The organism is Thermococcus sp. P6, assembly GCF_002214525.1.
GTDB lineage: Archaea > Methanobacteriota_B > Thermococci > Thermococcales > Thermococcaceae > Thermococcus.
Map to the genome: position 1 here is coordinate 600,012 of NZ_CP015104.1, position 24,204 is coordinate 624,215.

Annotated in this window: 29 protein-coding genes and 2 tRNA genes; 4 read left to right on the forward strand and 27 right to left on the reverse strand. The window is 54.9% G+C overall.

Annotated features, from left to right (window positions below):
- Position 1 precedes the first annotated feature (1 nt).
- From A3L12_RS03200 to twy1, 10 genes are all read right to left on the reverse strand, one after another.
- Positions 2 to 2,410 carry a DUF2341 domain-containing protein gene (locus A3L12_RS03200; RefSeq protein ID WP_088882273.1) on the reverse strand — a complete coding sequence of 803 codons (2,409 nt, stop codon included), beginning with the start codon at positions 2,408 to 2,410 and terminating at the stop codon, positions 2 to 4.
- Positions 2,410 to 4,503 carry a hypothetical protein gene (locus A3L12_RS03205; RefSeq protein WP_088882274.1) on the reverse strand — a complete coding sequence of 698 codons (2,094 nt, stop codon included), beginning with the start codon at positions 4,501 to 4,503 and terminating at the stop codon, positions 2,410 to 2,412. Before A3L12_RS03205 ends, A3L12_RS03200 begins: the two co-directional genes overlap by 1 nt.
- On the reverse strand, positions 4,500 to 5,942 hold the full coding sequence (locus A3L12_RS03210) for a hypothetical protein (RefSeq protein ID WP_088882275.1): 1,443 nt from the start codon (positions 5,940 to 5,942) through the stop codon (positions 4,500 to 4,502). Before A3L12_RS03210 ends, A3L12_RS03205 begins: the two co-directional genes overlap by 4 nt.
- Positions 5,939 to 6,412: a hypothetical protein gene (locus A3L12_RS03215; protein WP_088882276.1), complete on the reverse strand. Its 474-nt coding sequence runs from the start codon at positions 6,410 to 6,412 to the stop codon at positions 5,939 to 5,941. The genes A3L12_RS03210 and A3L12_RS03215 overlap by 4 nt, the downstream gene beginning before the upstream one ends.
- Positions 6,393 to 6,833 (reverse strand): hypothetical protein, encoded by a 441-nt coding sequence (locus A3L12_RS03220; protein ID WP_088882277.1) that lies wholly within the window; start codon positions 6,831 to 6,833, stop codon positions 6,393 to 6,395. The genes A3L12_RS03215 and A3L12_RS03220 overlap by 20 nt, the downstream gene beginning before the upstream one ends.
- Position 6,834: 1 nt before the next feature.
- The gene (locus tag A3L12_RS03225; RefSeq protein WP_088882278.1) at positions 6,835 to 7,467 is read right to left on the reverse strand and encodes a class III signal peptide-containing protein; all 633 of its coding nucleotides are present in this window, start codon (positions 7,465 to 7,467) and stop codon (positions 6,835 to 6,837) included.
- 34 nt (positions 7,468 to 7,501) lie between these two features.
- Positions 7,502 to 8,122: a hypothetical protein gene (locus tag A3L12_RS03230; RefSeq protein WP_088882279.1), complete on the reverse strand. Its 621-nt coding sequence runs from the start codon at positions 8,120 to 8,122 to the stop codon at positions 7,502 to 7,504.
- The gene (locus A3L12_RS03235; protein ID WP_088882280.1) at positions 8,115 to 9,266 is read right to left on the reverse strand and encodes a cell division protein FtsZ; all 1,152 of its coding nucleotides are present in this window, start codon (positions 9,264 to 9,266) and stop codon (positions 8,115 to 8,117) included. Before A3L12_RS03235 ends, A3L12_RS03230 begins: the two co-directional genes overlap by 8 nt.
- A gap of 7 nt (positions 9,267 to 9,273) precedes the next feature.
- The gene (locus A3L12_RS03240; RefSeq protein ID WP_088882281.1) at positions 9,274 to 11,457 is read right to left on the reverse strand and encodes a prenyltransferase/squalene oxidase repeat-containing protein; all 2,184 of its coding nucleotides are present in this window, start codon (positions 11,455 to 11,457) and stop codon (positions 9,274 to 9,276) included.
- Between the two features lie 80 nt (positions 11,458 to 11,537).
- Complete coding sequence (twy1, locus tag A3L12_RS03245) at positions 11,538 to 12,536, reverse strand: 4-demethylwyosine synthase TYW1 (RefSeq protein ID WP_088882282.1); 999 nt, start codon at positions 12,534 to 12,536, stop codon at positions 11,538 to 11,540.
- A 134-nt stretch (positions 12,537 to 12,670) separates the two neighbouring features.
- On the opposite strand from twy1, the gene A3L12_RS08450 reads away from it, so the two are divergent.
- Positions 12,671 to 12,796: a hypothetical protein gene (locus A3L12_RS08450; RefSeq protein ID WP_257788809.1), complete on the forward strand. Its 126-nt coding sequence runs from the start codon at positions 12,671 to 12,673 to the stop codon at positions 12,794 to 12,796.
- Here the strand turns inward: A3L12_RS08450 and A3L12_RS03250 are convergent.
- The 17 genes from A3L12_RS03250 to A3L12_RS03325 form a co-directional block, all read right to left on the reverse strand.
- A complete protein-coding gene (locus tag A3L12_RS03250) occupies positions 12,784 to 13,362 on the reverse strand; it encodes a HemK2/MTQ2 family protein methyltransferase (RefSeq protein ID WP_088882283.1) in 579 nt (192 codons plus the stop codon). The genes A3L12_RS08450 and A3L12_RS03250 overlap by 13 nt on opposite strands.
- A 42-nt stretch (positions 13,363 to 13,404) precedes the next feature.
- Complete coding sequence (locus tag A3L12_RS03255; protein WP_088882284.1) at positions 13,405 to 13,557, reverse strand: 30S ribosomal protein S27ae; 153 nt, start codon at positions 13,555 to 13,557, stop codon at positions 13,405 to 13,407.
- Position 13,558: 1 nt separating this feature from the next.
- Positions 13,559 to 13,855 (reverse strand): 30S ribosomal protein S24e, encoded by a 297-nt coding sequence (locus tag A3L12_RS03260; protein ID WP_088882285.1) that lies wholly within the window; start codon positions 13,853 to 13,855, stop codon positions 13,559 to 13,561.
- Positions 13,845 to 14,375 carry a GTP-dependent dephospho-CoA kinase gene (locus A3L12_RS03265; protein WP_088882286.1) on the reverse strand — a complete coding sequence of 177 codons (531 nt, stop codon included), beginning with the start codon at positions 14,373 to 14,375 and terminating at the stop codon, positions 13,845 to 13,847. The genes A3L12_RS03260 and A3L12_RS03265 overlap by 11 nt, the downstream gene beginning before the upstream one ends.
- Positions 14,375 to 14,563: a transcription elongation factor subunit Spt4 gene (spt4, locus tag A3L12_RS03270; RefSeq protein WP_088882287.1), complete on the reverse strand. Its 189-nt coding sequence runs from the start codon at positions 14,561 to 14,563 to the stop codon at positions 14,375 to 14,377. Before spt4 ends, A3L12_RS03265 begins: the two co-directional genes overlap by 1 nt.
- A complete protein-coding gene (locus A3L12_RS03275) occupies positions 14,560 to 15,120 on the reverse strand; it encodes a DNA-directed RNA polymerase (protein ID WP_088882288.1) in 561 nt (186 codons plus the stop codon). Before A3L12_RS03275 ends, spt4 begins: the two co-directional genes overlap by 4 nt.
- 38 nt (positions 15,121 to 15,158) lie before the next feature.
- A complete protein-coding gene (locus A3L12_RS03280) occupies positions 15,159 to 15,695 on the reverse strand; it encodes an inorganic diphosphatase (RefSeq protein ID WP_088882289.1) in 537 nt (178 codons plus the stop codon).
- Between the two features lie 87 nt (positions 15,696 to 15,782).
- Positions 15,783 to 16,805, reverse strand: a complete 1,023-nt coding sequence (locus A3L12_RS03285) for a DUF5305 family protein (RefSeq protein WP_088882290.1) — start codon at positions 16,803 to 16,805, stop codon at positions 15,783 to 15,785.
- Positions 16,802 to 17,752 (reverse strand): hypothetical protein, encoded by a 951-nt coding sequence (locus tag A3L12_RS03290; protein WP_198300063.1) that lies wholly within the window; start codon positions 17,750 to 17,752, stop codon positions 16,802 to 16,804. The genes A3L12_RS03285 and A3L12_RS03290 overlap by 4 nt, the downstream gene beginning before the upstream one ends.
- On the reverse strand, positions 17,749 to 18,816 hold the full coding sequence (locus A3L12_RS03295) for a signal peptidase I (protein WP_088882291.1): 1,068 nt from the start codon (positions 18,814 to 18,816) through the stop codon (positions 17,749 to 17,751). The genes A3L12_RS03290 and A3L12_RS03295 overlap by 4 nt, the downstream gene beginning before the upstream one ends.
- On the reverse strand, positions 18,813 to 19,325 hold the full coding sequence (locus A3L12_RS03300) for a DUF1102 domain-containing protein (protein ID WP_088882292.1): 513 nt from the start codon (positions 19,323 to 19,325) through the stop codon (positions 18,813 to 18,815). Before A3L12_RS03300 ends, A3L12_RS03295 begins: the two co-directional genes overlap by 4 nt.
- A 53-nt stretch (positions 19,326 to 19,378) precedes the next feature.
- A complete protein-coding gene (locus tag A3L12_RS03305) occupies positions 19,379 to 19,912 on the reverse strand; it encodes a DUF1102 domain-containing protein (RefSeq protein ID WP_088882293.1) in 534 nt (177 codons plus the stop codon).
- Positions 19,913 to 19,914: 2 nt separating this feature from the next.
- Positions 19,915 to 20,547: a DUF1102 domain-containing protein gene (locus tag A3L12_RS03310; RefSeq protein ID WP_088882294.1), complete on the reverse strand. Its 633-nt coding sequence runs from the start codon at positions 20,545 to 20,547 to the stop codon at positions 19,915 to 19,917.
- Between the two features lie 139 nt (positions 20,548 to 20,686).
- Entirely contained in the window at positions 20,687 to 21,121 is a 435-nt protein-coding gene (locus tag A3L12_RS03315) for a hypothetical protein (RefSeq protein ID WP_088882295.1), read from the reverse strand.
- A gap of 100 nt (positions 21,122 to 21,221) precedes the next feature.
- The gene (locus A3L12_RS08270) at positions 21,222 to 21,365 is read right to left on the reverse strand and encodes a hypothetical protein (protein WP_157726691.1); all 144 of its coding nucleotides are present in this window, start codon (positions 21,363 to 21,365) and stop codon (positions 21,222 to 21,224) included.
- Positions 21,366 to 21,574: 209 nt separating this feature from the next.
- A tRNA-Gln gene (locus A3L12_RS03320) sits at positions 21,575 to 21,650 on the reverse strand.
- Positions 21,651 to 21,730: 80 nt separating this feature from the next.
- A tRNA-Pro gene (locus A3L12_RS03325) sits at positions 21,731 to 21,808 on the reverse strand.
- Positions 21,809 to 21,875: 67 nt separating this feature from the next.
- Between A3L12_RS03325 and A3L12_RS03330 the strand changes: the two genes are divergently transcribed.
- The 3 genes from A3L12_RS03330 (at position 21,876) to A3L12_RS03340 (ending at position 24,164) form a co-directional block, all read left to right on the forward strand.
- Positions 21,876 to 22,934: a glycosyltransferase gene (locus tag A3L12_RS03330; protein WP_088882296.1), complete on the forward strand. Its 1,059-nt coding sequence runs from the start codon at positions 21,876 to 21,878 to the stop codon at positions 22,932 to 22,934.
- A gap of 99 nt (positions 22,935 to 23,033) precedes the next feature.
- On the forward strand, positions 23,034 to 23,747 hold the full coding sequence (locus A3L12_RS03335) for an ATPase domain-containing protein (RefSeq protein ID WP_088882297.1): 714 nt from the start codon (positions 23,034 to 23,036) through the stop codon (positions 23,745 to 23,747).
- A gap of 9 nt (positions 23,748 to 23,756) precedes the next feature.
- On the forward strand, positions 23,757 to 24,164 hold the full coding sequence (locus A3L12_RS03340; RefSeq protein WP_088882298.1) for a hypothetical protein: 408 nt from the start codon (positions 23,757 to 23,759) through the stop codon (positions 24,162 to 24,164).
- Positions 24,165 to 24,204: the final 40 nt, after the last annotated feature.

A 24,204-nucleotide genomic window follows, 5' to 3' on the forward strand; every position in this document is an offset into this window, starting at 1 on the left:
TTCACCTCTTGAGCAAATCTTCCGCTTCCACTTCGCCAAATATGGCCTCTGCCGTCTCTTCATCGAGGAAGAAAGGAATCGAGCTCAAATCTCCCGTTGAAGTAATACCGTAGGATATCCCCCAGACGCGGTAACCTTCCACCTTGCTCCCCCTTCTGAAGTAATAGCTGAGGAAGTAGTAATCCACACTGCTCTGTCCTTCCTCCACGGCTATTCCGAGGGAGTTGAAGAGGTTGAAGAGCTTCTCGTCGTAGCTGGCGTGGGGTATCATGAAGCTGACGAGGCCTATCGGATAATATCTGTCCCCGTACTTAACTCCCAGCTCATCCTGCATTCTCTTGGCCAGTTCGAAGTATTCGTCATGATTTTTGCTGCTCCCCTCAAGCCTCTCGAAGAGGGACCAGCCGTCGTAGGTGCCGAAGTAACGCTGGTCCATAAGGCAGTCAACGAAGGGCTGGAGGTCGTAGGCCCTCGAAGGGCCGGCTGAGGAGGAAGGAGTGGGCTTTGTTTCTGGATCATTCTGGTTCACATTCGGATAGGAGATACCGTTAAAGTTGGGATCCTCAAGGCGGTCACTATCGTCGGGATATTTCCTGATGGCTATCCAGTCGTAGATCGTCTCTCTCTTATTTTTCTCACTGTCCGTTACGAGGTAGAGCTTCCTCAGGGGTTCACTCCAAAAGCGGAAGTAACTGTCATCGTTTACCCCGCCATCGGTTATATCCTTGAACCTTGAATCCTTGCTTGATGATGAGTAAGGCTTCATGAGGGCCTCGTAGACGTGGTAAGTGTTGGCAGGACTTCTTCCGTCAACGTTCGACTCATTGTTCCACCATGCGTAGTGGATCGCAAGCCCATCTCCACCTCTTGTGCTGTCGTCCGTAAACAGCAACATCCTACCATCATCATCCTCGATTCCTATTCCTCCATCCCAATCTCGAGGGTTCTGCCGGTTGCTCATCATCCTGAACCTTACGGCAAAGCCCTTGGAAACGTCCAAATCCTGAGCAAGTGGATGCTCAACCTCATCTCCCCCATTAAGGGTGAACTCTCCCTTGAAATCGTTGAAGTACTCAAAGACCTCACTGCCATCTCCCTTCGTCGGCGGGAGCTCGTCTCCAAAATATAGCCCTATCCTGAGGTTGCCGTTCGCGGGTATCGAGGCCCTTATCCAGATCAATGCCTCTTTGTTGTTTGAATCCCAGTACTCGATCCAGAATGGAACTGGATTGCAGCTTGAGTTGTATATAGCTATGGAGGCGTTCGTTTCATAGGGATCACTGCCGGCTGTGGCGGTATTGCCGAATATCTCATTCAGCTGGTCTTGGGTGAATCCTTTGGCCGTGCTCAGGAGTATGGGGATCTGATAATCAGTCAGATCAACATTTAGGTTATTCCTAACTGTAATGTTGAGCCTGTGTCCAAGGGAGGAACACCATTCGCCCCCCCCGGACGAAGCACCGGAAAAAACGAGCACCCCCCTATCTCCATCCTTGAAAATTTCAGCCGGATTTACCGGAGTGCCTTCCATAGTCGTGTTGACTATTATACGGTCGGCCGAATCTATGCTCCCCTCTTCGAGAACATAGGCGTAAGCTTTAGCTTCTTCATCATCGGGATACGTCTCCCCGATGAAAATTCCATTCGGATCGAGCTGGCTCGAGTAGGTCCCGACCACGTGACCCTCGTTGCTCTTTCCAGTTCCGTAAAGGACCTTTACCGGCTTATCTATGAGCTCCGGGAAGGGATAAGTGCAGGCTCTTATAGACCTCTGATACCTACCCCCGGTCATCGCCGAGAAGATTGGATCCTCAAGATCCCTTATGTCAACTATCGAGTAAGCGTATCCACTCCTCGGTATGGGGCCGGTGTAGACCACCCTCCCGGAGGTGTCGGAGATCGTGATGTTCGTTATCCTCGCCTTTATGACGATCCTGAAGGAATCGAGGGGTGCCACCGTGATGTTCATGTTATTGGCTATCTCATCCGCACCCGGGGAAAGCCTGTAGCCCTGTTCCCGGAGCTTTTCTCCGATGAGATCCAGCCATCTCTCTATGCTCTGGTTCTGCATTATCCTCTGAAGGTTCTCGTAGCTGGAGAGCTGGGGAGATGTAGCACGTAAAGTCAGATCCTTTATCGTTTCGTTTGCCGGCCTGTAAGTCAGAAAATTACCCGTGGTTGAGACGTAATCGATAGCCGCCACCACCGCCCTCTTTCCGGATATCTCCAGCGCCTTTTGAAAGTCCATCTCAACGTACGATACTACCCGGTAGGTTCTCTCAACCTGAGTTCTCTCGCTCTGAGCCCCCACTATCTGGGACGAAACGTCCTCGTAGGTTGCCAGCAGGAGCATGAGGGGTATGAGCAGGAGCACGACGGTTGAGTTAATCAGGAAGGCCCTTCTTTTCATCAGCTCTCCCTCCACACCCTGAGGGTTATCGTTATTGGCTGGAACAGGCCGGGCACGTTGCCCATTGAGGCGAAGTCCATCCTAACGCTGGCCGGAAGTCCCACGTCTATCGGGTTTTGCCGGGAGCCGTCGTAGGGAGTTTCCTTCCATTCTTCGGGGTTTTGGTCATCTCTGAAGTTGAGCTTATCCAAAAGCCTCAGGATGGCGTCGTCAACAGCATACCTGCCGGGATCCAGCTCCTCAACCTGGATCCGTCTGTAAGGCTCGTCCCCCACGAGGATGGTTTTCTCTCCACTAATACTCGAGTAGTAGGTCAGGTTGTAGCCTTTGTAGGCAGGATAGCCCTGAAGGAGGTAGGGGAAAACATCTCCATACCCAGCGTAACCCTCTATGAAGTATCTTATTATTCCTCTTGTCTCACCATTCCTGACGTAGGAATTTCCATTCTCCATTCCGATCTCAAACTCGTTCTCCTGTCCGGGAACCATCATCCAGTCGTAAAGGCGCGTGTAGGCAACTCTAATGGCGTACATTCCAAGGGGACCGCTGTAGAACATTCTGCCATTCTCCCAGAGCTCCTGAACTGTTGAATAATCAAATACATACCCAACCCAATAATCCGCATACCATGGCGTGCTCCCGGGCGGAAGGGGATACGAGACACTCATTCTGGAACACACCCAGTAATCCCCGTCATAGTGGCAATCCCTGTACTGGATATCATCGTAGTCCTTGAATATCGAAAGGGGTATGCTGTACGGGGTTACCACGGTTTTTGGAATGTAGCCAATCCTCACGTATGATTCCGGATAGCCGTATATCCTACGCTCTCTCTCAAGACCGTAATCCTGCCCCTCATAATACCAGTCTCCCTGCCAGTAAAGAGCGTCAAATCCAAGGACGAAGTCGAAGACCATTTTGCTCAGGTTCTCGTAGGTGACCCCCATATCTCTCAGGGCGGATCTGATCTCGTCGTCGGTGAACTCAACCACGGCATCACCGTTTGAATTCGCCGTTTTGGTTAAGAGGAGTGCCAAGTTTCCACCCAATCCGTAGTAAAGCCTCACCTCTCCCACGTTATGCACCTTGAACCTCATGTCGATCGAGGTTATGTTGCCGGGAACGAAGGTTTCGAGGAGGTACATTATCCCCGTATACTCGGATGTAACGTCGTAGACCTTAACAATCCCGGGATCTTCGACCGAGGTGGAGTTCGTCCTGTACTTAACGTACATCGTGGTTCCGCTTGCGGAGCCTATTTCATTCCCTGTTGGCTCACTAAAAACCAACGTGACGGCGTTGTCGCCACCATGAAGGTAATTCGTTAGGTTGTCCTTGTTAATCTGCTCATATCCCAAATCGACTGGTTCACTGTTAATGTATAGATCTATACGCTCGTCATACCTAGCCACGAACTTACCATCAGCTTCCACCACTTTCGCATCAGAGGGCAGGGTTATGGTCCTGCTGATCGTCAGGGTGTTGTCTCCGTAGTAGGCGCCGGCGAGAACCCTGAACCACCCGAAAAGGTCTTCCCGTGTAGTGGTCGCCTTCGTCAGATAGGCCCTCGCCATGTAGCCCCTCGGCGTCTGGTTGTAGGCGTAACCGCTCAGTATGAGGGTTGCCGGGCTCACATCTTCAGCCGAAGAATAGTTCGCCCCGACCTTCCTCAGGTATGGGCTCGTGTAGTTGTTTATCAAAAGCTCGTAGTTGTAATCCTTAAGCGTGCTGTTGAGCAGGTATCCCATTATTACCTCGGCCTTGTGCCTGAGGTCTGCGGAGGGATACACGGGCTCCGCGGCCCAGTACGTTGCAACTATATCGAGGGGAGACATGTCCGGGCTTACGAGCGTCGTGTTCAGTGTCCCGTCATCCATCCATTCCTCGATCTTCTCCGGGGGAACGAGATCCTTCAGCGGGACCGTCCTGAAGGTGGTGAGGGTATCCTCCGCCACGTACTTCGACTGGGAGCGCATGTAGGTTGAATAAACCTGAGTGTCCGGGTTGATCTGGGCCATGCTAACAACGAACAGGGTTATGAGCAGGAGGCCGAGTATGGCATCCAGCGTGAACACAAAGCCTCGCCTTTTCATGAGTCATCCCACACTAAGAGTTTTATCACGGCCCCATCGAACCTCGGCCCCATAAGGAACCTTATACCCGGGGTTATCTCAAGGCCCACATCATCCCTGCGCCATCCTTCCAGAGAGTAGAGCCACAGACCGATGGGCTTATCCGTGGCATCCACTGACCCGAAAAGATCTTTGAAGGGCACCGTTATCACGCCGTTCACACCGCGGTAGTGCTTCGTATGTGCCTCACCGTTCTCGTAGTAGACGAGCGTTGCGTTAAGCTCCCCTTGGTTTCCGTAAACGAAAAGACCTCTGACTTCGGTTCCAAGAAGGGAAACGAGCGTCAGGTTGCCCTGAGAGGAGGAACCAACGCTTATCCTGAGGGAAGTTTCGAGGGGAGGGTTGTACCTCATCACGCCGTATAGGATGGGCTCTTCCTTCGATGGGCCTGCCGAAAGGTTGTAGAAGAACGTCGAGACCATGATGTACCTGTCCACGGGCTCTATCCACGGCGAGCGTGCCATCGATTCGTTTATCGTCGTCGCATCTTCCACCACCGAGCCGTTGATCAGGGCGAAACCGTAGGCCGGTTCGCCCATTTCGACGAAGTTCTGGGCACTCGTGAAGTTTGAAACGATCTGAGGGGAAGCGTTATCATAGGCCGAGATCTGGATCTGAACCTGACCCTGGCCGCCTATGTGTATTGAGGTCACATTATGGGGGCATCCGTCTACTTTCATGTGATAGCTGCTCGTGGAATCAAGGACCCTGAACTCGACCCTTACGTTCTGCGGTAGGGTCTCCTCAAATTTTTGCTTTCCTTGGACGGTAACATCTATCTCTTGGGTGGCCACGAACACAAGATAATCGTTTCGTTCAAGGAATACATTATTCCCCCCACCCTGAGCTAAACTGCATACCTCCTTACCCACGTAAGTGGTTCCTCCCCGGGTTAGGCTGATGTAGGAAACTGGAAACTCTTTATTGCCGTTTCCCGCCAGAGAGATCTTAACGTTCCCCAGATCATTTCCCGGGAGGATGAGGTTGTAGAGGTAGTACCTTGGGAAGCTACCATCAACATTGACTTTAAACCTCGAAAGGTAGACCTCCAGAAGGAAGTCCTTCCCGCTCGCCATGCTGTACAAAGCGTCCTTAAGCTGGTCTTTTGAGCTGTTCAAAGCAAGCAGCTTTCCGTAATCAAGGGCGAAGTAATAGTTATCGTCCCTCAGCCCAACCACCTTCACATCTGAGGGGTTATCCTCCCAGTCCCCGGGATCGCCGGGGCTCTTAACGAGCAGGTCCATCATACCATCCCCGATGTTGGCCCTCTCGTACCAGCCGAGGAGGGAGGTCACCTCCGCCTTTATGTCCTCGGAGGCGGACGTGAAAGTGCCGAGTATCATTATCACAACGATCAGGGCGAGCATCGCATCGAGTGAAAACAGCTGACCCCTCCTCATGTTCTCACCACGTCAACCTCTATCTCAATCTCGTATCCGTTGAGGTAAAGCTTCCCCTTCTTTTCAACGACGTTGGTCCTCGAAGTGAGGTCCCCCTCGATGTACTCCCTTATCCCGCTCTCGATCGCTCCTTCATCCATTCCGCTCCCGGTGTAGGATATCCCGACCTTCACCCGAATCCTGCCTTCCGTTTCCTCCGTCTCAATCCCCGAGATCTGAAAAGCCCTGTAGGTGTAATTAACGGCCTCTATTATTTCGTTCAGGGGTTCATATAGGCTTTCGTTAACCACAACACCCGTGTTCAGGTAGGCGCAGGCATCTGAGGCGGAGTTCCTTACGTAGGTTACCGCCGAGGTGACCACGTTCTCGTGGAGGTAGGGGGGTACGATGATCAGAACTCCCGTGAGGATCAGAGCCGTGATGAAGAGCACCTCAAGGGAGGTCTGGGCCCTACGGCGAGAGTGTAACATCGATCCACCCCCCCGTTTCGTTGTGTTGGGCCCTTATAAGGAACGCCCTGTTTTCCCACGTCAGGACTACGGAGCTCTTCCGGTGCAGTGAAAGGGGAACCTTCTGGATGACGCTGTACCTTCTTCCCCCTATGGTGGCGTTGACGAGCAGCTTATCCGGGGGTGCGAGGCTCACGGTCACGCTATCACCCGTCCCCAGCTCCATCGGGAGCTCCTTCCTCAGGGTGAAGCCATTTCCGGAGGAGTAAACCTTGACGACCGAATCCCTCACGTCTATTGAGAAGGCCTTCAGCTTTGAGACCGTGTCGAAGGTCTCCGAATGAACCCTCTCGCTGCTCGCAATGTAAACTATGTTAAGCGCCGTGATGCCTATGAGCGTAACCGCGAAGAGGAAATCGAGGCTTATCTGTCCCCTTTTCATCTCACCCACCGGGATTTATGTTTATCCTGAGCTCGCCCCTTTCCTGATCGAAGGTCCAGAGGTCGGGCTTATCGGGGTTCCACTCCACGACCACCCTGAGGATCGCCGGAACGTCGGCCGGATCCAGCTCAAGGCCGTAGATCCGCACTCCACCGATGGTTAAGCTGCCCCTTGGAGACCACACGTCGGAGCGGTTGTAGAGAACGGCCCCATAAAGGGCCCTGCTCCAGAAGACGTTCTTGTCCCCGCCGCTCAGGACGGGGGTGGAGTCCTTCCCGGTAACCGTGACGTAGGTTCCGTTACCGCTATCGGTGTAGTTCCCGTAGGTTACGAAGACCTTCGGGTCCTCAACTCCGAGACCTTTGAGGAGCATATCCCTGTCCCGGAGGTAGGTTAGCCTGACGTAGGCGGTGGACTTTGAGCCGGGCCCCTGAGAGTAGACCTGAGACACCGTGTTCGATATCACGTTGGCGAGGTTCTTCTCTTCGAGGCTTATCTGGATCCTCAGGTTCTCGGTTGAGGCGGAGCCCTCTTTAAAGGTCACGTTGTTCACGGAATAGAGCAGGAGGATGAGCATTAGACCGAAGACCAGCATGAACTCGAGTGAAACCTGCCCGCGCTTTCTAAGTTCCATACCTCTCCCCCATGTGGGTTCGTCCATCTTCTATTTAATCGTTGCCCCCGGATTTTACGACGGCAAATATTCCTTTCCCTATTCTTACGGTCTTCACACCGAAGTAATCCCCGCTGAATATCTTGAACCTGTAGCGGTCGCTCTTCAGCGAGTGCCTTTCGATGATCTCCTTAAGTTCGTCGATGAAGAACTGGGTCAGTTCGTAGTAAATCAGGTCGAGCTTTTCCCCCGTGAAGTCCCTGACGAAGAGGGCAGCCGGGAGCATCGCAAGTCCGATTATCAGGTAAAGTTCCCCGGAGATCGCTGTGGCGAGGGCCGTGGCCCCTGCGAGGAAGCCTATCAGGGTGTAGAGCAGGGTTGCGTTTCTCTTCGTCTTCTTGATCTCCTTGACCTTCCGCTCCCACAGGTCCAGAAGGGCGGGGTTGTAGAAGTCAAAGGCCGTGTGGCGCTTTCCCTTCGATATCCTCTCCCTGATGAGGTCCTCCCAGTCGTCCCGGTAGTAGATGACCTCGCCGTGGAGTTTCGCCCGCTCAGCATCGAGAGAGGAGATGATCCTCGTTATGTCCTCGGCGCTCTCGTGGGCCACGTGGGAGTAAAGCTCGCTCTCGTCCAGCTCGAGGGCAACCTCGACGGAGTCCCTGACGGGTTCACTCATCCTCCCGCCTCCTGAGCCTTTTGATGATTCCCTCTATGCTCCCCGGATAGTTCTCCTCCATCCCCGCCGGGTAAACGTCATCGAAGTCGGGCAGACCGCTTAGGAGCTCCTTTTTCCTCGTTTCGGCCTCCTCCTTTACCTCCATGAACGAGCGAGCGTACTGTTTTGCGGTGATGATTATCTCCTCGATGCTGCTGCTCTCGTATATCCCGCTCAGGAGCGTAACCACCTCAACCTCCCTCTCGCGCGGGTCCGGGTAGAACCCCCTGAATATCTGCTTGCCCCTTATCTTTCCGGTCAGGTAGTCGAGGGCCTCAAAGATCTCGGAAGCTTTGAGGACTTCCGGCGGGCCGTGGATGGCCACGAGTCCGTAAAGGGCCGACTCGATGTTCGCGTCGAGGTACAGCCCCTCGCTCTCGAAAGATCTCATGATCAGACGGGAGAGGTTCTTCACCTTACCCGCCTCGGCCTTTGCGTAGCCAACCGTTGCGAAGCTTCCGAAGGCCTTCAGAACGAACTTCAGATCGCTCGCGTCGAGGGTCTGTTCCCCGGGAACGTCAACGAGCGCCAGAAGGGATGCTATCCTCTCCACGACGGTGTAGTTTATCCTCTCGTAGGCCCGCGTTATGTCGTCGTTTCCCTCCTTGAGCTTGTTGTTGTCTATGGCTATTATCGAGTCCGCCACCCGGGATAGCTTGTCTATGGTTATGGCGGCGTTTATGGTTGGCCTTATGCCCTCCTCCCTGAGGGGAAGGGCTCCTATGGCCACCACGAGGGCCTCCGGGTACTCCTCCTTGAGGGCCTGAGCGAGTACGGGCGTTCCACCCGCCCCCGTTCCACCTCCGAATCCGAAGGTGAGGAAGAAGACGTCAACGTCCTCGTAGCCTATTATCGACCCTATCTTACGCATGACAACCGGAAGGTCACGTTTCATGGCCTCCCTTCCCAGTATCGGGTTGGCGTTGACGCCTTTGCCGTTGGTGAGACCCTCGCCTATAAGTACCCTCCTCTCGGAGGGAACGTGCTTGAGGTACTCGAGGTCCCCCTTTGATGTGTTCACGGCTATGGCCTCAAAGTCCACCAGCGCGAACAGGTCCGCTATCTTGGTTCCGCACTGGCCGATTCCCACTATAAGGGCCCTCACCTGTTGCTCACCCCACCGTTGTTACCTTCACCCTTCCCCTTTCGATGCGGAACACCATCGCGTTCCCCCTGATGTAACGGATGAAACTTGAGGTAAAGATTTCCCTGGCGATTTCAACGTTCTCGGGTTCGTAGAGCACGAAGAGGACAACCCCTCCCGCGGTTTTGCCCGGAACGAGGATTACGGATTCATTCGTCGGCACGGTGACGTTGCCCACTGTGACGGTGCCATTCTCGAGGTGGAACCCTACGTAAGGATTGTAGGCCCCGACGTCGTACTCCCCGAAGTTCGCCATGACTATGTAGCTGTCCTCGCCGATTGAAGTGATGTTTACCCGCACGAAACCGCCGCTGAAGAGGTTGTTAAGGGCCTCCACGACTTCCTCGAGGCTCTCGTTGTCCATCCCCGGGCCAATTACCCTGAACATTTTGACATCGAGCAGAGTCCTCACGTCGTAGAGGGTCACCGGAGGAACGAACCGGTACCGGGAGAGGTACTCTATCGCGCTGGCGAGCTCTATCGTTTTTCCCTTTATACTCCCACCGTCCCTGGCGTCCATGACGAACTTCAGGGTTTCGTTGGTGTAGTCGTAGCCGTAGTTGAGCAACAAATCGGTCGCCCTGACCGTAAGCTCGACCCTCGGTTCACCCATGGTCTTCATGTAGGGCCAGCCGCCGTCGACTCTCTGGCCAACGAGCCACTCGATGTGGGGTTTAAGCTCTTCAGCAGTGGCGATCCTTCCGAGGACCTCGAGGACGGTCAGGGTCGTCAGCACGTCCGGTTCGAGCATGTAGGAGTAGTAGTGGTTCGTGATCATGGTCCCCCATCCACCGTCGCTTACGCCGAGGAGCCAGTCCCTCGCCCTCTGGACGAGCGGATCCTCCGGGGAAACCCCGAGGTCGAGAAGGGCATCTACGGCAAGGGCGGTGTCGTAAGGCTGGGGTCCGAAAATCCTGCTACCCCAGAGCCCGTGGTAGAGCTGGACCTCCCGTATAAGGTCCTCCGCTTCCTTCATCTCCTCCGGAGTAAGGTTGTCGTACTTAAGGAGCGTTTTGAGGGCGTAGTAGTAACCCACGGACATCCTGTGATTTTCCCTCATCCACTCCGCATCCCTTTCGAAGGCCTCCCTCGCCCATGAGAGGGCCTTCTCCACCGAACCCTTCTCCGGATAGCAGGCCTCAAGGCTCAGTAGTGCGTAGTAGGTGGCCTTCTCGCTGGAGGGATCGTTGGGCTTGAGGCCCCATCCCCCGTCCGGGTTCTGCAGGTTTTTGAGTTCATCACAGGGCAGTTCGTAGGGGTTCTTCACCTCTTCCACCGGTCGAATCTCAACGTTGGTCGAAATCGCCATGAGGGCGTAAGCCGTCGTTGCTATCGGCTCCGTTGAGGAGAAGAAGACCGGCTCGCTCGTCCAGTAAACGAGATTGCCGGATCTCTGAGCGTAGGATTCGAGCATCATAACGGCCTTTGCGGTTTCAAAATCCATCGGATCGTTCAGAAGGAGCCCATAGGTTAGCATGGCCCTTTCCTTCATGCTCAATTCGCCGTTGAAGAGCAGTTCTCTGACCCTCTCCAGTGTTTCGTTCGATACCCCGTAGCCCACGCTGTGGTAGGCTATTAGCCTGAGGGCGAGCGCCTCGTGATCCGGTATCTCGCAGGTAGTGTTTTCAAGATACCTGAGTGCCACCCTGACCGGCCGGCTGTTGTAGCTGTACCGATTCTCCCCGAGGGCCCATACGGCCATCAGCGTGGGATAGCAGTAGGAAGGAGTCCCCGGAACGTAGCCCCAGCCGGCTTCATTTTCGGCCGAGAGAAGGTAGGATATACCCTCCTCGATGGCCGATCGGACCGCACCAACCTCCGGGGCGGGAAGGTGGGGATAGGCCCTTCTGAGGGCTATGATTGCGTAGGAGGTGTCGACCACGCTGCTTACCTCACCCGGGTAGAAACCCCATCCACCATCCGGGTTCTGATAACCAATGAGCCTGTTGACGAGATCGTCTACCTCCGAGCTCAGGTCCAGGTTCTCATTTTCGGCAGTTGAGAGGGCCATTATCATCAGGCTTATTTCCCTCGTCTGCTGGGTTGAACCGGCCATACCTTTAAGGAACCTTACCGAGCCGTCCACGGTACCGGCACTCACTACAGGGATTACCATAAGGACCATAATTGCCAGAGCTAAAAGTCTCTTCATTACCCGCACCCCTGCGTCCACATAAGAGAAGGAAATAAATAAACTTTTTCATTAAAAAGAAAAAGCAGGGGAAACCGGGCTCAGTGCCTTATGAACCTGCCCCCCTCACCGGACCCGGAGTGGACGTCGTCACGCATTATCAGAACTACCCTGCTCGCCTCGTATTCGTCTTCAATGTGGTATCCCGGAAGGTGCCTGACGAGCTCCTCTGCAAAGGTCCGTATCTCCTCGTGACTCGGCATGTTGTTTATCGTCAGCCTGCTCCTCGAGTAACCGACGAACATGTACGCTTTGGCCTCAACGAACATCGGGCTGGCGATTTTTATGAGCCGGGCGTAGCCCTCTGGATTCCTCATGTTCTCGCCCTTCACGAGCGTGAGTCTGATTACCGTCCTCGCCTCCACGTCCTTCATGAGCCTCAGGGTCTCCTTTATCCTCTCCCATCCATCGGGCACCATGGGAACGTTGACCGAGTTGTAAGTCTGAAGGTCCGGGGCGGTCAGGGAGAGGTAGAGCTGGGTTGGCAGTTTGTCCTCCCTCATCATCTCCTCCAGCCTCTCGGGAACCGTGCCGTTGGTGACTATGAACGTCGTAAAGCCCCTCCTGTGGAACTCCTCCACGAGGTTACCCATATAGGGGTAGAGCATCGGCTCACCGGAAAGGCTTATCGCCGCGTGCTTCGGGTTCCACGCCTCCTCGAACTTCTTCATGTCTATACCGGGCATGCCTTTGTATCCGACGAGGAGCTTTCTCTGGGCTTTTATGCTCTCCTCGACTATGAAAGCCGGGTCGTCCCACGGTTCGGGTAGTTCCGTTCCAAGGAAGCTCTCCATTGGGCGCCAGCAGAATATGCAGTTGTGGGTGCACCACGCCGTTACGGGCGTCATCTGAAGGCATCTATGGGAGTGTATGCCGTAGAACTTCTGCTTGTAGCAGAACCTGTTATGTTTTATGCTCTCCTTCAGCCAGTGGCATAGCTTGACCGAACTGTGCCTGCCCACGAGGGCGTAGTGCTGCTTCCTGAACAGCTCCGCTATCTCCTCCGGCATGTTGGGATTGGACTTAAAGGTCAGCTTCATTAGTCTCACCTAAAAATCTCTCTGGGCTAACTTCGGGGGGACGTTTTAAAAAGGTGATGGTCATTCCGATGTTTTACGAAGAACACTTCGGCAATCTGCGAAAGGTTTAAAAGCCTGAAGGCCCTTCCCACGTTATGTTCGAGAAGGTAAAACCCATATCCCTGAACGTTGATGGGATGGAAATCGACCCAGTTGAGGAGTTCGAGGGCAGGCCTAAGGTCAGATTCCTCTTCGAGGTCAGGCGCAATCATCTGGCGTAACCGTTTATCAGCACTATGTCCTCGAAGAAGAGGTGCTTCCTCGCCACGACCTTTCCGTCCAGTCCGGCCCTTCTCAGGCCCTTCAGGGTTTCCTCCACGCCGGTTATGGAACTCTGGACTATCTGTACCACACCGCCGGGTTTTAAGTATCCGGGAACCTCCCTGATGAACCTATCCAATACCTCCCTCCCGGTCTCACCACCGATCAGTGCAAGGTCTATGGGCTCCTCGACCCTGCCGGGCAGATAGGGGGCGTTGAAGGTTACAACGTCGAACCTTCCGGAGACCCTCTCAAAGAGGTCGCTGAGGACGAACTCCACGTTTTTAATCCCGTTTAACCTCGCGTTCTCTTCGGCGAGCTTCACCGCGAGCGGATTCACGTCAACGCCGAGGACGAAGCGAAAACCGCGGGCCATTAGAAGGGCTATGAGGCCCGTTCCGGTGCCCATGTCGAGGGCAAGATCACCTTTCTTCATCGCGAGGTTCTCGGCAAGGAGAAAGGTGTCCTCCGCCGGTTCGTAAACCTGCGGGTGGAGTTTCAGCTTTATGCCGTAGTAGAGGGGCATTTAACGGTCCTCTTGTCAAGGGTTTAGAAAAGTCAAAGGGAGTTACCTTTTCCACTCCGTGTAACCGCACCTTCCGCAGCTCCAGCGGTCCCCGTGGTCCGCCATGAACACTCCGGGACCACAGCGCGGGCAGAACCTGTTCTTCCTCTTGACCTTGCCACCCTTAACCTCGTAGAGCTTCCACTTCTGCCCCATTTCACTCCTCCTCCTTCGTTATTATTCCGTCCCTTACGAGGACGTATTCGGGCTCGATGTAGAGCATCCTCTCCCTGCTCTCGTAGGCCTTGGCGTAGCCCTTCGAAACCCTGCTACCGAAGTAGCTCCTTACGTACTGGATGACGACCGTTTCGGGGTTGAGGTCGAGCATTGCGACGAGCTTTCCCTTGACGTCCTTTCTGCTTGGCGTGGCCTCGCCCTCGTGGATGACGTCGAAGTATATCTCCTTCCTTCCCAGGAGTTTGTTCTCCCTTATCTCCGTAACCTTAATCTCCATCCCTAACCACCTCCATTCTTGACATGATTTTCCCGCATCTGAGCCTGCATTCGGGTGTTACCTTTATAAGCACTACTCCCTCACCGGGCTGGCCGTAGAGCACGATGGAGCCGGTCGGGGCATAGAGCACGGCTGGTATAGCCGCCAGATCTTCCTCACCAGCTACCTTTATGCAAACCCTCCTGCCCCTCCTGGCCAGTTCAAGGCCCTTTCTGACTGCGTTTAATAAAGCTTTCGTTATGGTTCCGGACGGATTCCGGACGGTCATCACAACGGCATCCATATCGATATCCGGCTTGTACTCGCGGCGTTTGGTTCTGTAGTCGTACACCGCCACGTCGGGCTTTATCCCAAGCTTGAGGACGTTTTCGGTGACAATGTCCCCTACTGTTATCAGGTAATCCGCCCCCTCAAGTTCTCCCCGGATCCTCTCGTAGGGTTCCGGAATCTCCCCTCTGACGAGCTCGCCGAGGGGGGCCTTTAATTCCCTTCTGAGCTGTGGGGTGAGTCGGAACAGCATCATCTAACCCTTATGGCGTATTTTCCCGGCTTGGTGACGCCCAGTTTTTGGGCCATCATCGACTTCTCCGGGTCCAGGATGATAACGAGACCGAACCACTCGTCGCTCAGGTCCCTGCTACCGCAGTTCGGGCACCTGTCTTCCGTGGTCAGATAATGGCAGTGCCTGCAGGCCCTCTCTTTCGTCATTTTTCGGCCTCCTTACGCTTTTCCTTCTCAATCCAGTCCTTCTTTCCGAGACCGGGCTGACGCATGGTCAGGCCTATCTTGTTCTCCCTTATAACGCGGCTCTTGACGCTTATGGCGATGATCCTCGCCCTGACCTCGTCGCCGAGCTTTAGAATCCTCTTCGTCTCCTTTCCGAGGAACTGCTTGTTCTTCTCGTCGAAGACGACGTAATCGTCCATGAGCTGGCTTATGTGAACGAGACCGTCCACCGGACCGATCCTGATGAAGGCGCCGTAGGGGGCCACGTCGATGACCTCGCCCTCAACGATTTCGTGCATCTCGGGCTTCCAGACGAGAACCGTGAAGACCACCTCGTGGTAGGTTGCACCGTCCCCCGGCACCACGATGCCCTTCCCGATCTTCTCGACGTCCATGATCCCGAGCACAACGCCCTCGTCACGGTCGTATATGCCCTCGTAGGTTTCGCGAAGGACGAGCTTTGCGGCATCCTTCGGGTCCATCGTGAACATTCTGGGCGGGATTCTCACAACGTCCTGGACCTTAAGGAGCTTGTACATGCCTTTACCTCCTCCGGGGTGGAAATAGAAATGGAAGGTCACTCCTTCCCGCCGAACTTCTCCCTGTACAGCTCGATGGCCCGGAGTATCTCCTTCTTGGCCTCCTCGGCGTTACCCCAGCCCTCGACGGTGGTGGTCTTGCCCTGGAGTTCCTTGTAGCGCTGGAAGAAGTGGGCAATCTCGTCGAGGAACGCCTTTGGAACGTCCCCTATGTCCTTCCAGTCCTTGAAGTAGGGGTCCTCGACGGGAACGGCCAGAACCTTCCAGTCCCTGTCTCCGGAATCGTTCATCTTCATTATGCCCACCGGCCTTGCCTCAATGAGCGTGAGCGGGTAAACCGGCTCGCGCATGATGACCATGATGTCGAAGGGATCCCCGTCGTCGTACCATGTCCGGGGGATTATTCCGTAGTCCACCGGGTAGAAGAAGGGACTGTAGAGGACTCTATCGAGTTTGATGAGTCCTGTCTTCTTGTCGAGCTCGTACTTGTTTCTGCTTCCCTTGGGGATCTCTATGAGGGCGTAAACAACCTCTGGAACGTCCGGCCCGGGCTCAAGTTCGTGGAACGGGTTCATCCATAACCACCTCTTACCTTTTAGAACCACACGTTAGCTTTTGGGTAGGACTTTTAAAGTTGTTGGTTAAAGAAAAGGAGAGGGCCATCAATCCTTTGAGTTCTTCTTCAAATCCGGCGGTTTTCTGTACTCGTAGGACGTTCCCCCGTCTATTATGGCGAAGACCTCGTCATCACCATCCACGTAGTGGAGTACCGGCCTGTCAACGAGCTCGAAGACCTTCTCCAGATCCCCTGGGGTTTTGACCGTGATCCTCTCGCGAACCTCCCCGGGCTTGCCCTCAACTACGTACCCCCTTATCCTGCCCAGTTCGTCCTTTTCCGGTCTTGAGGTGTAGAGGTAGCCGATGGGGGGTATCAGCATCAGCATGGCCACGAGTGGCGTTACGATCCGGGCCGTGCCGAGGTCCATCGTGATTCCCAGAAGGCTCGCACTGACCTTCTCCCTGCTGCTCGACGTCAGGGTTTTCCTAACTGTACTGTTCGTGTTCGTGAAGTAGTAAAGCCCCGCTCCACCGTCCCTGACGAGCTCCGCCGTATGGTCAAATTTTTCGGTTATTCTCTCTCCGCCGGCCTCTCCCGATCCGGAGACCCTGGCCGTTACGGTTATCCTCCTGTTCAGCCGTTTGATCCCGAGTTCCTCCGAGACGTTGGAGCTAATCCCGTCGAGTTTCTCCATGTCCAGAGTTTTTTCAACGGTAAACCCTCCGTCCTGAAGTTCTCCCCTCTCTTCAAAGAGGGTCTCCTCCCAGAGGACGGCCTCCTCGCTCCCCCTGTTAACGTAGTAGACGGCCCTTCCGGTGACCTCGTAGGTGCCCTCCTCAAGGGCCGGATCCGAGCTGTAGGTGTACTCCAGCCGGAACCCCCTGACGAGGGATATCGGGTACTCCCCTCTGGAAACCACGGTTCCGTAGAGCTCGTTGGGCTTCAGGTAGGCGGTCTGCCTCAGCTCGCCGGCTTCCCTGAAGGTTCCGGTTCTTTCGGTGTTAACCACGTAGGGGTTTGCGCTCATGAACTTCAGGGAATAAAAGGCGAAGACCACGAACAGTATCAGGAATACACCCAATGTTTCCTTCCTTCTGAAAAATCCGTTCAACTTTTTCCTTTTCATTTTTCCATTTCTCCAGTCTGGTTTTCATGATTAAAACATCGGTTACCACGCCTTTCCGAAGGGCAATCGACCGTTACGACGAGGGAGTTGCTCGTTATGCCGTATCCCACGAGGATAGCCCCATCGTTCAGGTTGTAGCTACCGCACGAGGTAAACTCCTGCTGTCCTCCGTGGTTTACCCTTGTGAACACGGTCACGTTTACGTGGGCGCTCCCACCTGCCGGAACGGTCACGTTCCATTCCATTTTGGTGGCGGATCTACCGCTATGGCCGGCTTCGGAGAAGGTATAGGTGCCGGCGCTTGCCGCGGTTCCTCCCGAACTGACGTTGAGTTCAGCGGGTATGGTGTCTTTAACCGTAAAGCTGAGTTCGTTATCGGTTGGATTGGTCACCAGTATCTGAAAGGTCCATTCCTGATACGTCTTCATCGGTATTCCGCTCGTGTTACCGCTGAGGAGTACCTTCTCTATGGTGGGGCTACCCCTTACGACGAGCTTTATCTGGCAGGTTTCCACAACCGCATCCCCGTCCTCCCAGTGGGCGTACATCGTGATCGGGACGAAGTACTCCCCCGGCGGGGCGTTGCCGGTTTCCACGTGACCCGTGAAGGTGTACTCTTCTCCATAGGATAGGGTCCTCCGGGCCCCGTCTTCCGTCTCTATGAACACGATTATGCCAGCCGGAAGGCGGGAGTAGTCCGGATCGAGTGACACCTCTATAGACTCCATCCCGCTCAGGTGGTTTCTCACCGTTAGCTCGAAGTCGCTCCCCGTGTTCTGGCTCTCAACCAGATCGACGCATTCAAGGCCGAGGTAACCGTTGTCCCCGGGAACCACGTCAACTTTAACCTCCCGTGATGCATCAAAACTCACGAACGTCCCGCTGGAGCCCACGAGAATAAGCGATGCCAGTGAGAGCGTCAGGATAATCGAAAATAGAGCTTTCATGTTCCAAACACCTCCGATGCTCTTTCAAGGAGTGAACCTCTCCTTTTCCTGATTCTAAGGAGGTTCTCATCTCCGACGCCCGAAATCCAGTAGAGAACCGCCAGAAAGAGGGACACCTCCAGCAGGATGGCCATAAGGGGCACCATCGGGTGGATCCCGTGGAGACGGCCCATGAGGGAGGCCGGTAAGAGGGGCGGGTAAGCGTTGACCCGCAGTTTGGGTGAGTAAAGGGCCGTTGATAGGGGAGCTTTGATGTCCAGTATGATGCCCTTTTCTCCGCCTCCACCCAGCCTGAACTCCCCCTCGGACACTCCGGTGATCGTTGCCCCGGGGGAGATGTAGTAGAGCATCGGGTAGATGTTCCCGTTCTCAATCGTTAGCTTCCTCTGGAACTCCTCGCCCGGAAGGTGCCACTCATCCCTCATCTCCCCGGCGGACGTTACCGAGTAGGTTACGGGAATTTCCTCCCATGAAGCAAAGGTTGAGACGGCCACCATTAGAAGGAGGAACACCGAGGCCAGAAGGTAGAGGGCCCTGAACTTAACCGTCAGGTATCTTTTCCCTTTTCTCCGGGCTTTCGGAGTTCCTTCTCCGGCGAAGACGAGGATCCCGAGTATCATAAGGGCCCCCGCGAACAATACCCTGTTTCCCTCCGAAAGGCCCTCTCCGAGGTAGTTACCTATCAGGGGTATCTTCACCGGCCTTCCGCCCGCGGTGATCACCGTCCCCGCTATCCTGCTCCCCGGAACGGGGGGGATGCCATGGCTCTGCTGGTCGGTCGCTATGTTGTTGTCGCCCTTCGTGATGTACCCGCCTTCCGTTTCCGCGTAAACCCTGTGAACCGTCCACACGCTTCCCGTCTGGAAGACTATGATATCGCCCACCACCGGGTTCCCGGCGAAGGGGTTGATGAAGAACACGTCCCCCCTGTTTATCGTCGGGCTCATGCTCCCTGAGTAGGCGTAGGATATGAACACCGGTCTGTCGAGCAGCATCCCCACGAGGGAACCAACGACGAGAACACCGACGATGACCATCAGAGCGTAGCCTGCCAGGGCCTTCATCCGCACCCTCCTCCCGATGCTCCTATGGTTATCCACTCCCGGTAATCCCCGGGCGGGGTGTCGTGGGTGTCTATCATCATTCCAACGGTCAGGCTCTCGTTCTCCCCGAGGGTTACCTCAAGTGCGTCGCTCCAGTTCCCCTCGAATCTTCCGGTAAAGAGCCCCACTTTTGGGGAGTTTGAGGCGATGTCGATGCATACCTCCTCGTAGCCGGTCTGGCTCAGGTTGTTCCTTATGGTGAACACGTCCTCAAAAACGAAGGTGGCGTTCACCCCAAGGCCGCTGCCGTTAGAGGGATAGAAAGGACCATCGGGGGAGACGTCGATGGAGAGGGATCCTTCATTATTTGAACGTACGTAAGGAGGTGAAGGATGATCGGGAGAAAAGGTACCGTTAAGACCGTACACGTAAACCACATTCAGAGTATCCGGGGAGCTCAAGCCCCTTATCCCGGTGAGAATTATCAGGAGTATTCCAAAACCGATAATCAAAGTTGCATTTCTTACCATCTTTCTTACCTTCCATCACACAAGATAAAGGGAGCAAAGGCTCCAGAACTAAATCACGGGCTTCCGCAGTAGCCTGAGACGGCGTAGAACTGGACCTGTCCGTTTATGCTGTCTCCAGCCACGTAGTCGGTGCCGTTCAGAATCAGGCCAATGGGGACAACTTCTCCCGGCATTACCGTAACGTCGAGGGTCGTCTCACCCGGCTGACCTGTGTAGTCTCCGGCAAAGAGCTTTACCCCGGTGGGGCCGCTGTAGGTTATGTGCATACAGATGGGCGTTCCTTCCCAGAGGTCGTTGCTGACGCCCAGCACTTCCCTGAACACGTAGGTGCTGTTCGGGCTGATGCCCTCACCGAAGCCGTCCTGATAGTTCGGGTTGTTCTGGCTGAGGTCGATGACCAGCATTCCGTTGTCCGTGATGTACGCGTAGGGCTGCATCGGTCTCAGGTCTATGAGTTCGTTGTCGTCGGGGACGACCTCAATATGAACGCCCCTGTCTGCCGTGAAGTAGGCGAAGTGGGCGCTACTGGCGGTGACCGCAACGAGGAGGCCTATGATAAGTGCGAAAAGGCCCATTATCTTTCTCATGATCAGCCACCTCCGCAGGTAAACGGTGCGTCCGATGCGGGCCACGCCTGGACGTTTATGTCCACATCATAGCTTCCCAGTGTGTTGGGTGCCGCGAGTTCCATGCCAACACCGAGGGCTTCCCCGGGTGCAAGGTAGAAGCAGACATCTCCAACCGCGGTGTCCGAGTTGTAGGGAACGCCGCCACCGTTTGTGTTGTACATCATTCCGTCGGGGTTGTAGAAGGAGACCATTCCCGCGTTTGAGGACGTTACCTCAACAACTATCGGCTCCCCCTCCCACAGGTGGTTGCTGACGTTGAAAACCTCGTCGAAGTTGTACCTGCTCTGCGGGCTGAGGCCGATTCCCCTTCCGGTGTAGCCGTCAAGCTCGCCCTGGTATGTGGCCCAGCTTTCGTTCTCGTGCCCTGGCCAGTTGGGGTTGTTCATTGAGAAGTCAATAACGAGTTGCCCTCCATCGTTCAGGTAAGCGTAGGGCTGAACCGGCGTCAGATCTATGAGCTCGCTGTCGTCTGGAACGACGGCGATGTGAACGCTCCTCTGGACCCTGTAGTCCCTGAAGGTTGCGCTCGTGCCCAGTGCGAAGGCCGCCGCAAACACCAGCCCCAGCATACCAAGGGCAAAAATTTTCTTCATGGTACATTCCTCCATTTTTTCAATCAGACATCCTCGGCGGAACCATCATAAGATGCCTCGTTCACAACTTGAGGGGTTCTCCTATATAGTAAATTCCAGCTTACCAAAGGGTAACCCCACGTTACCAGCGGATGGGGGTTCAAAAGAGCTTCTTGACCTTCCAGTGGTGGATCAGGCCCATGGCCAAGTACACAAAGGCCGCCAGAAGCAGGTGCGTGCTACCAAAATACCAGCCCGCGAGTATGAACACCACGGACGTCCCGATGTAGAAGGAGCTCCAGCTTATGTCGTGCCTGCCGACGGTTTCCATGTAGACCGTGACGTTCTCCGGGACCTTCAGGAGCGTGACCACGCCGTGGTCGAAGGTTATGACCCCCTCCCTCCTAAGGGTGGGGATGTGCGTCTGAACGAGGCTGACGTAGACGCTCTTCCTGTGCCTGCTATCGCTCTTCCCTTCCTTCTCGGCAATGTACTCCACCAGATCCCGCAGGTCCGCCCGGCCGTTCGTATCCTTGAGGTACTCCACCATAAGCGTCCTTCTTTCGTTCCCGAGTATCAAGGTCGTTGCTCCCATCCTCTCTCACCTCAACCCGCAGTGTTCTCTTCCGTTCCCTCTGGCTTCCCCGGGGGTTCTCTCTTCGGTCTCGCTTTTCAGTATCATCATTAATTCACCACTAAAGGATTGGGGGCATACTATTTAAGGCTACCTGAAAAGTCCGATTTTCGATTTTTGGAGGCTTGTAAACGTTCCATCCTTCTCTAACCTTAAATTCTCCAGAAAAACCCAAAAAAGAGGCCTTTCGTTCCTTCTTGTCCATACCATCCCTGGCCGGTTTTGAACATCAGGCGGAGTTCTGGGAAAAGCATCCAGAAACCGGGGACGTTTTCCACCTCCTTGTGGATTAGACAGCCGAACGGTCAACCGTTGAACATCCGAAAGGGGCTCGGGGTTACGTGATAAAGTGTAATTCGAGGTTCGAAAAACGGGGGTATAAAGAAGGGGTTCGAGGGTCTGGAGCCCAGTTAATGGTAGCCCCGCGGGGATTCGAACCCCGGTCGCGGGATCCAGAGTCCCGCATGATTGGCCGCTACACCACGGGGCTGTGCCCGCTGATAGCTTGGGGGATGGATTTATAAATTTTATCCTCGAACGCAAAAGACCAAGAGAACCCCGCCCAGAATCTGGTGGGGCCGCCGAGATTCGAACTCGGGTCCCCGGCTCCCGAAGCCGGAAGGATAGGCCAAGCTACCCCACGGCCCCATGCCCGGCTTAAGGCTCTTCGCAGAACTTATAAAGTTTACGGAGCAGCGAAGGTGGAGGGAGTGCCGTGAAGATCAGCGTCATAGTTCCCACTTACAACGAACGCGAGAACCTCGAGGAGCTTTTTGAGAGGATCGATCGGGCTTTGAGAGGTTACGATTACGAGATCGTTGTGGTGGACGATGATTCCCCCGACGGAACGTGGAAGTTCGCAACCGGGCTTTCGGATAGGTATCCCGTTAAAGTGATAAGACGCACCCGGGAGAAGGGACTCTCCTCGGCGGTTATAAGGGGTTTCAGGGAAGCCGAAGGGGACGTTTTCGTGGTGATGGATGCAGACCTTCAGCATCCCCCCGAGGTGATACCCGAACTCCTGAGGGCCATTGAAGGGGGCGCTGACATTGCGGTGGCGAGCAGGTACGTTCCCGGGGGCGGCGTTAAGAACTGGTACTGGTACAGAAGGCTCATCTCCAGAGGGGCCATAATGATAGGTCGCCTCGCCCTGCCCAAGATAAGGAACGTCAGGGACCCGGTAAGCGGTTTCTTCGCCCTCAGAAGGGAGGTCGTCGAGAACGTTGACCTGAACCCCGTCGGGTTCAAGATCCTGCTGGAGATCCTGATCAAGGGGAACTACGGGAAAGTTGCCGAGGTCCCCTTCACCTTCGGGCTTAGAAAGGCCGGCGAGAGCAAGCTCGGGACCGGAACGATCTTTAACTACCTCAGGCACATCTACAGGCTCATGCGCTGGGAAGGAGAAATGGACAGGCTGATTAAGTTCACCCTCGTCGGTCTCTCGGGGGTTCTGGTCAACGAGGGCTTCCTGTGGCTCTTCGTCAGCACGTTTGGATGGGACAAGGTTCTGGCCAACGTTCCGGCGACCGAGCTGGCGATCCTGAACAACTTCATCTGGAACGACCTCTGGACGTTCAGGGACCTTAAAAGAAAGCCCTTCTGGAGTAGAATCGCCAGCTTCCACGTGGCAGCCCTCACGGGGGCGATCTTCCAGTGGATCGTCTACGTTGCCCTGATGTTCCTTGGAATCCATTACCTGATCGCAAACCTGCTCGGAATAGTCGTCTCCTTCGTCGTGCGTTTCCTTTTCAACAGGCATGTAACGTGGGGTTAACCCTCACGTCGGATTTTATACATTCTGGTCACTCGGGCGAACATACATGGTCCCTCAATGTTTATATACCTCAGGTTCCAGCGGTATGGAGGGGTTGAGATGTACGCGGGTGAGCTCCTCAAAAATCTCGACAGGGTTTCAACGGGAATTCCCGGACTGGACGATATCATCGGAGGCGGGTTCATCCCGGGCAGGGTTTACATAGTGATAGGTCCTCCCGGAAGCGGTAAGACGACCTTTGGAGTTCAGTTCCTTGTGGAAGGAGCCCGGAATGGCGATAAGGGACTGTTCATATCCCTCCTCCATCACCCCCGGATAATAGTCCAGGATATGATGCGGTACAGCTTCGGTCTTCTCGACCACGTCAAGTCCGGGAGGATAATGTTCTACGATATGGGGGAGAGCATCTTCAGGGCCGGGAGGAGGTTTACGTGGATGGAGATGCTCGAGAACATCCTCCGCATCATAGAGGCGCAGGACGTTAAGAGGGTCTTCATAGATTCCTTCACCTCGCTTGAGTACTCCGCCCTCGACCCGGATCACGAGAGGATGGCCCTTGGAAGGTTCATACGAAGGCTTCACGAGATGGAGATAACCTGTCTTATGGCCTCCGAGATGATGAGCTCTGAGAAGTACACGGAGCATCACTATCTCGCCGATGGGGTCATAATACTTCATCACTTCATGAAAAACTACAAAATGGTAAGGGCCCTGCAGGTCCTGAAGATGCACGGAGTTGACCATGATACCAACCTCAAGAAGCTCCGCTTCACGGTGGAGGGTCTGAAGGTCTACCCGGAGGCACCCTTCTGAGGTGGGACCATGGATGAGAAGGAGAAGATCCTCCGCCGGGCTTACGAATTCGGCTACTTCGTGGGCTACAAAGGACACACCGACTGGGCAGGATGGGTAAGGGAGCGCAGGGAGGAGCTTTACTCCAGAGCCTCTGAGCTCGGGATTTACGATCTCGTGAAAGAGGCCTACGCCCGTGGAAAACTGGACGGGGCCAAGAAGAGGGCTGAGGAGATAAACGAAGGCCTTGGGGAGACGGTCGCGGTTGAAAAGCACCCCGGAGGCAGGGAGAAAGCCGGGGAGGCCGGGGAAGCTGAAGAGGAGTTCGAGGAGGAGTTCATGGACTTCCTCGGGACAACGAAAATCCTCCTCCCACCGGAGCTACTGAACACCCTTAAGAACCTTGAGACCCCAAAGATGCTCCGCCTCGGGCGTTGATGTTTTTCCACGGAGGGCTTAAATATCCCCGGAATGAGTT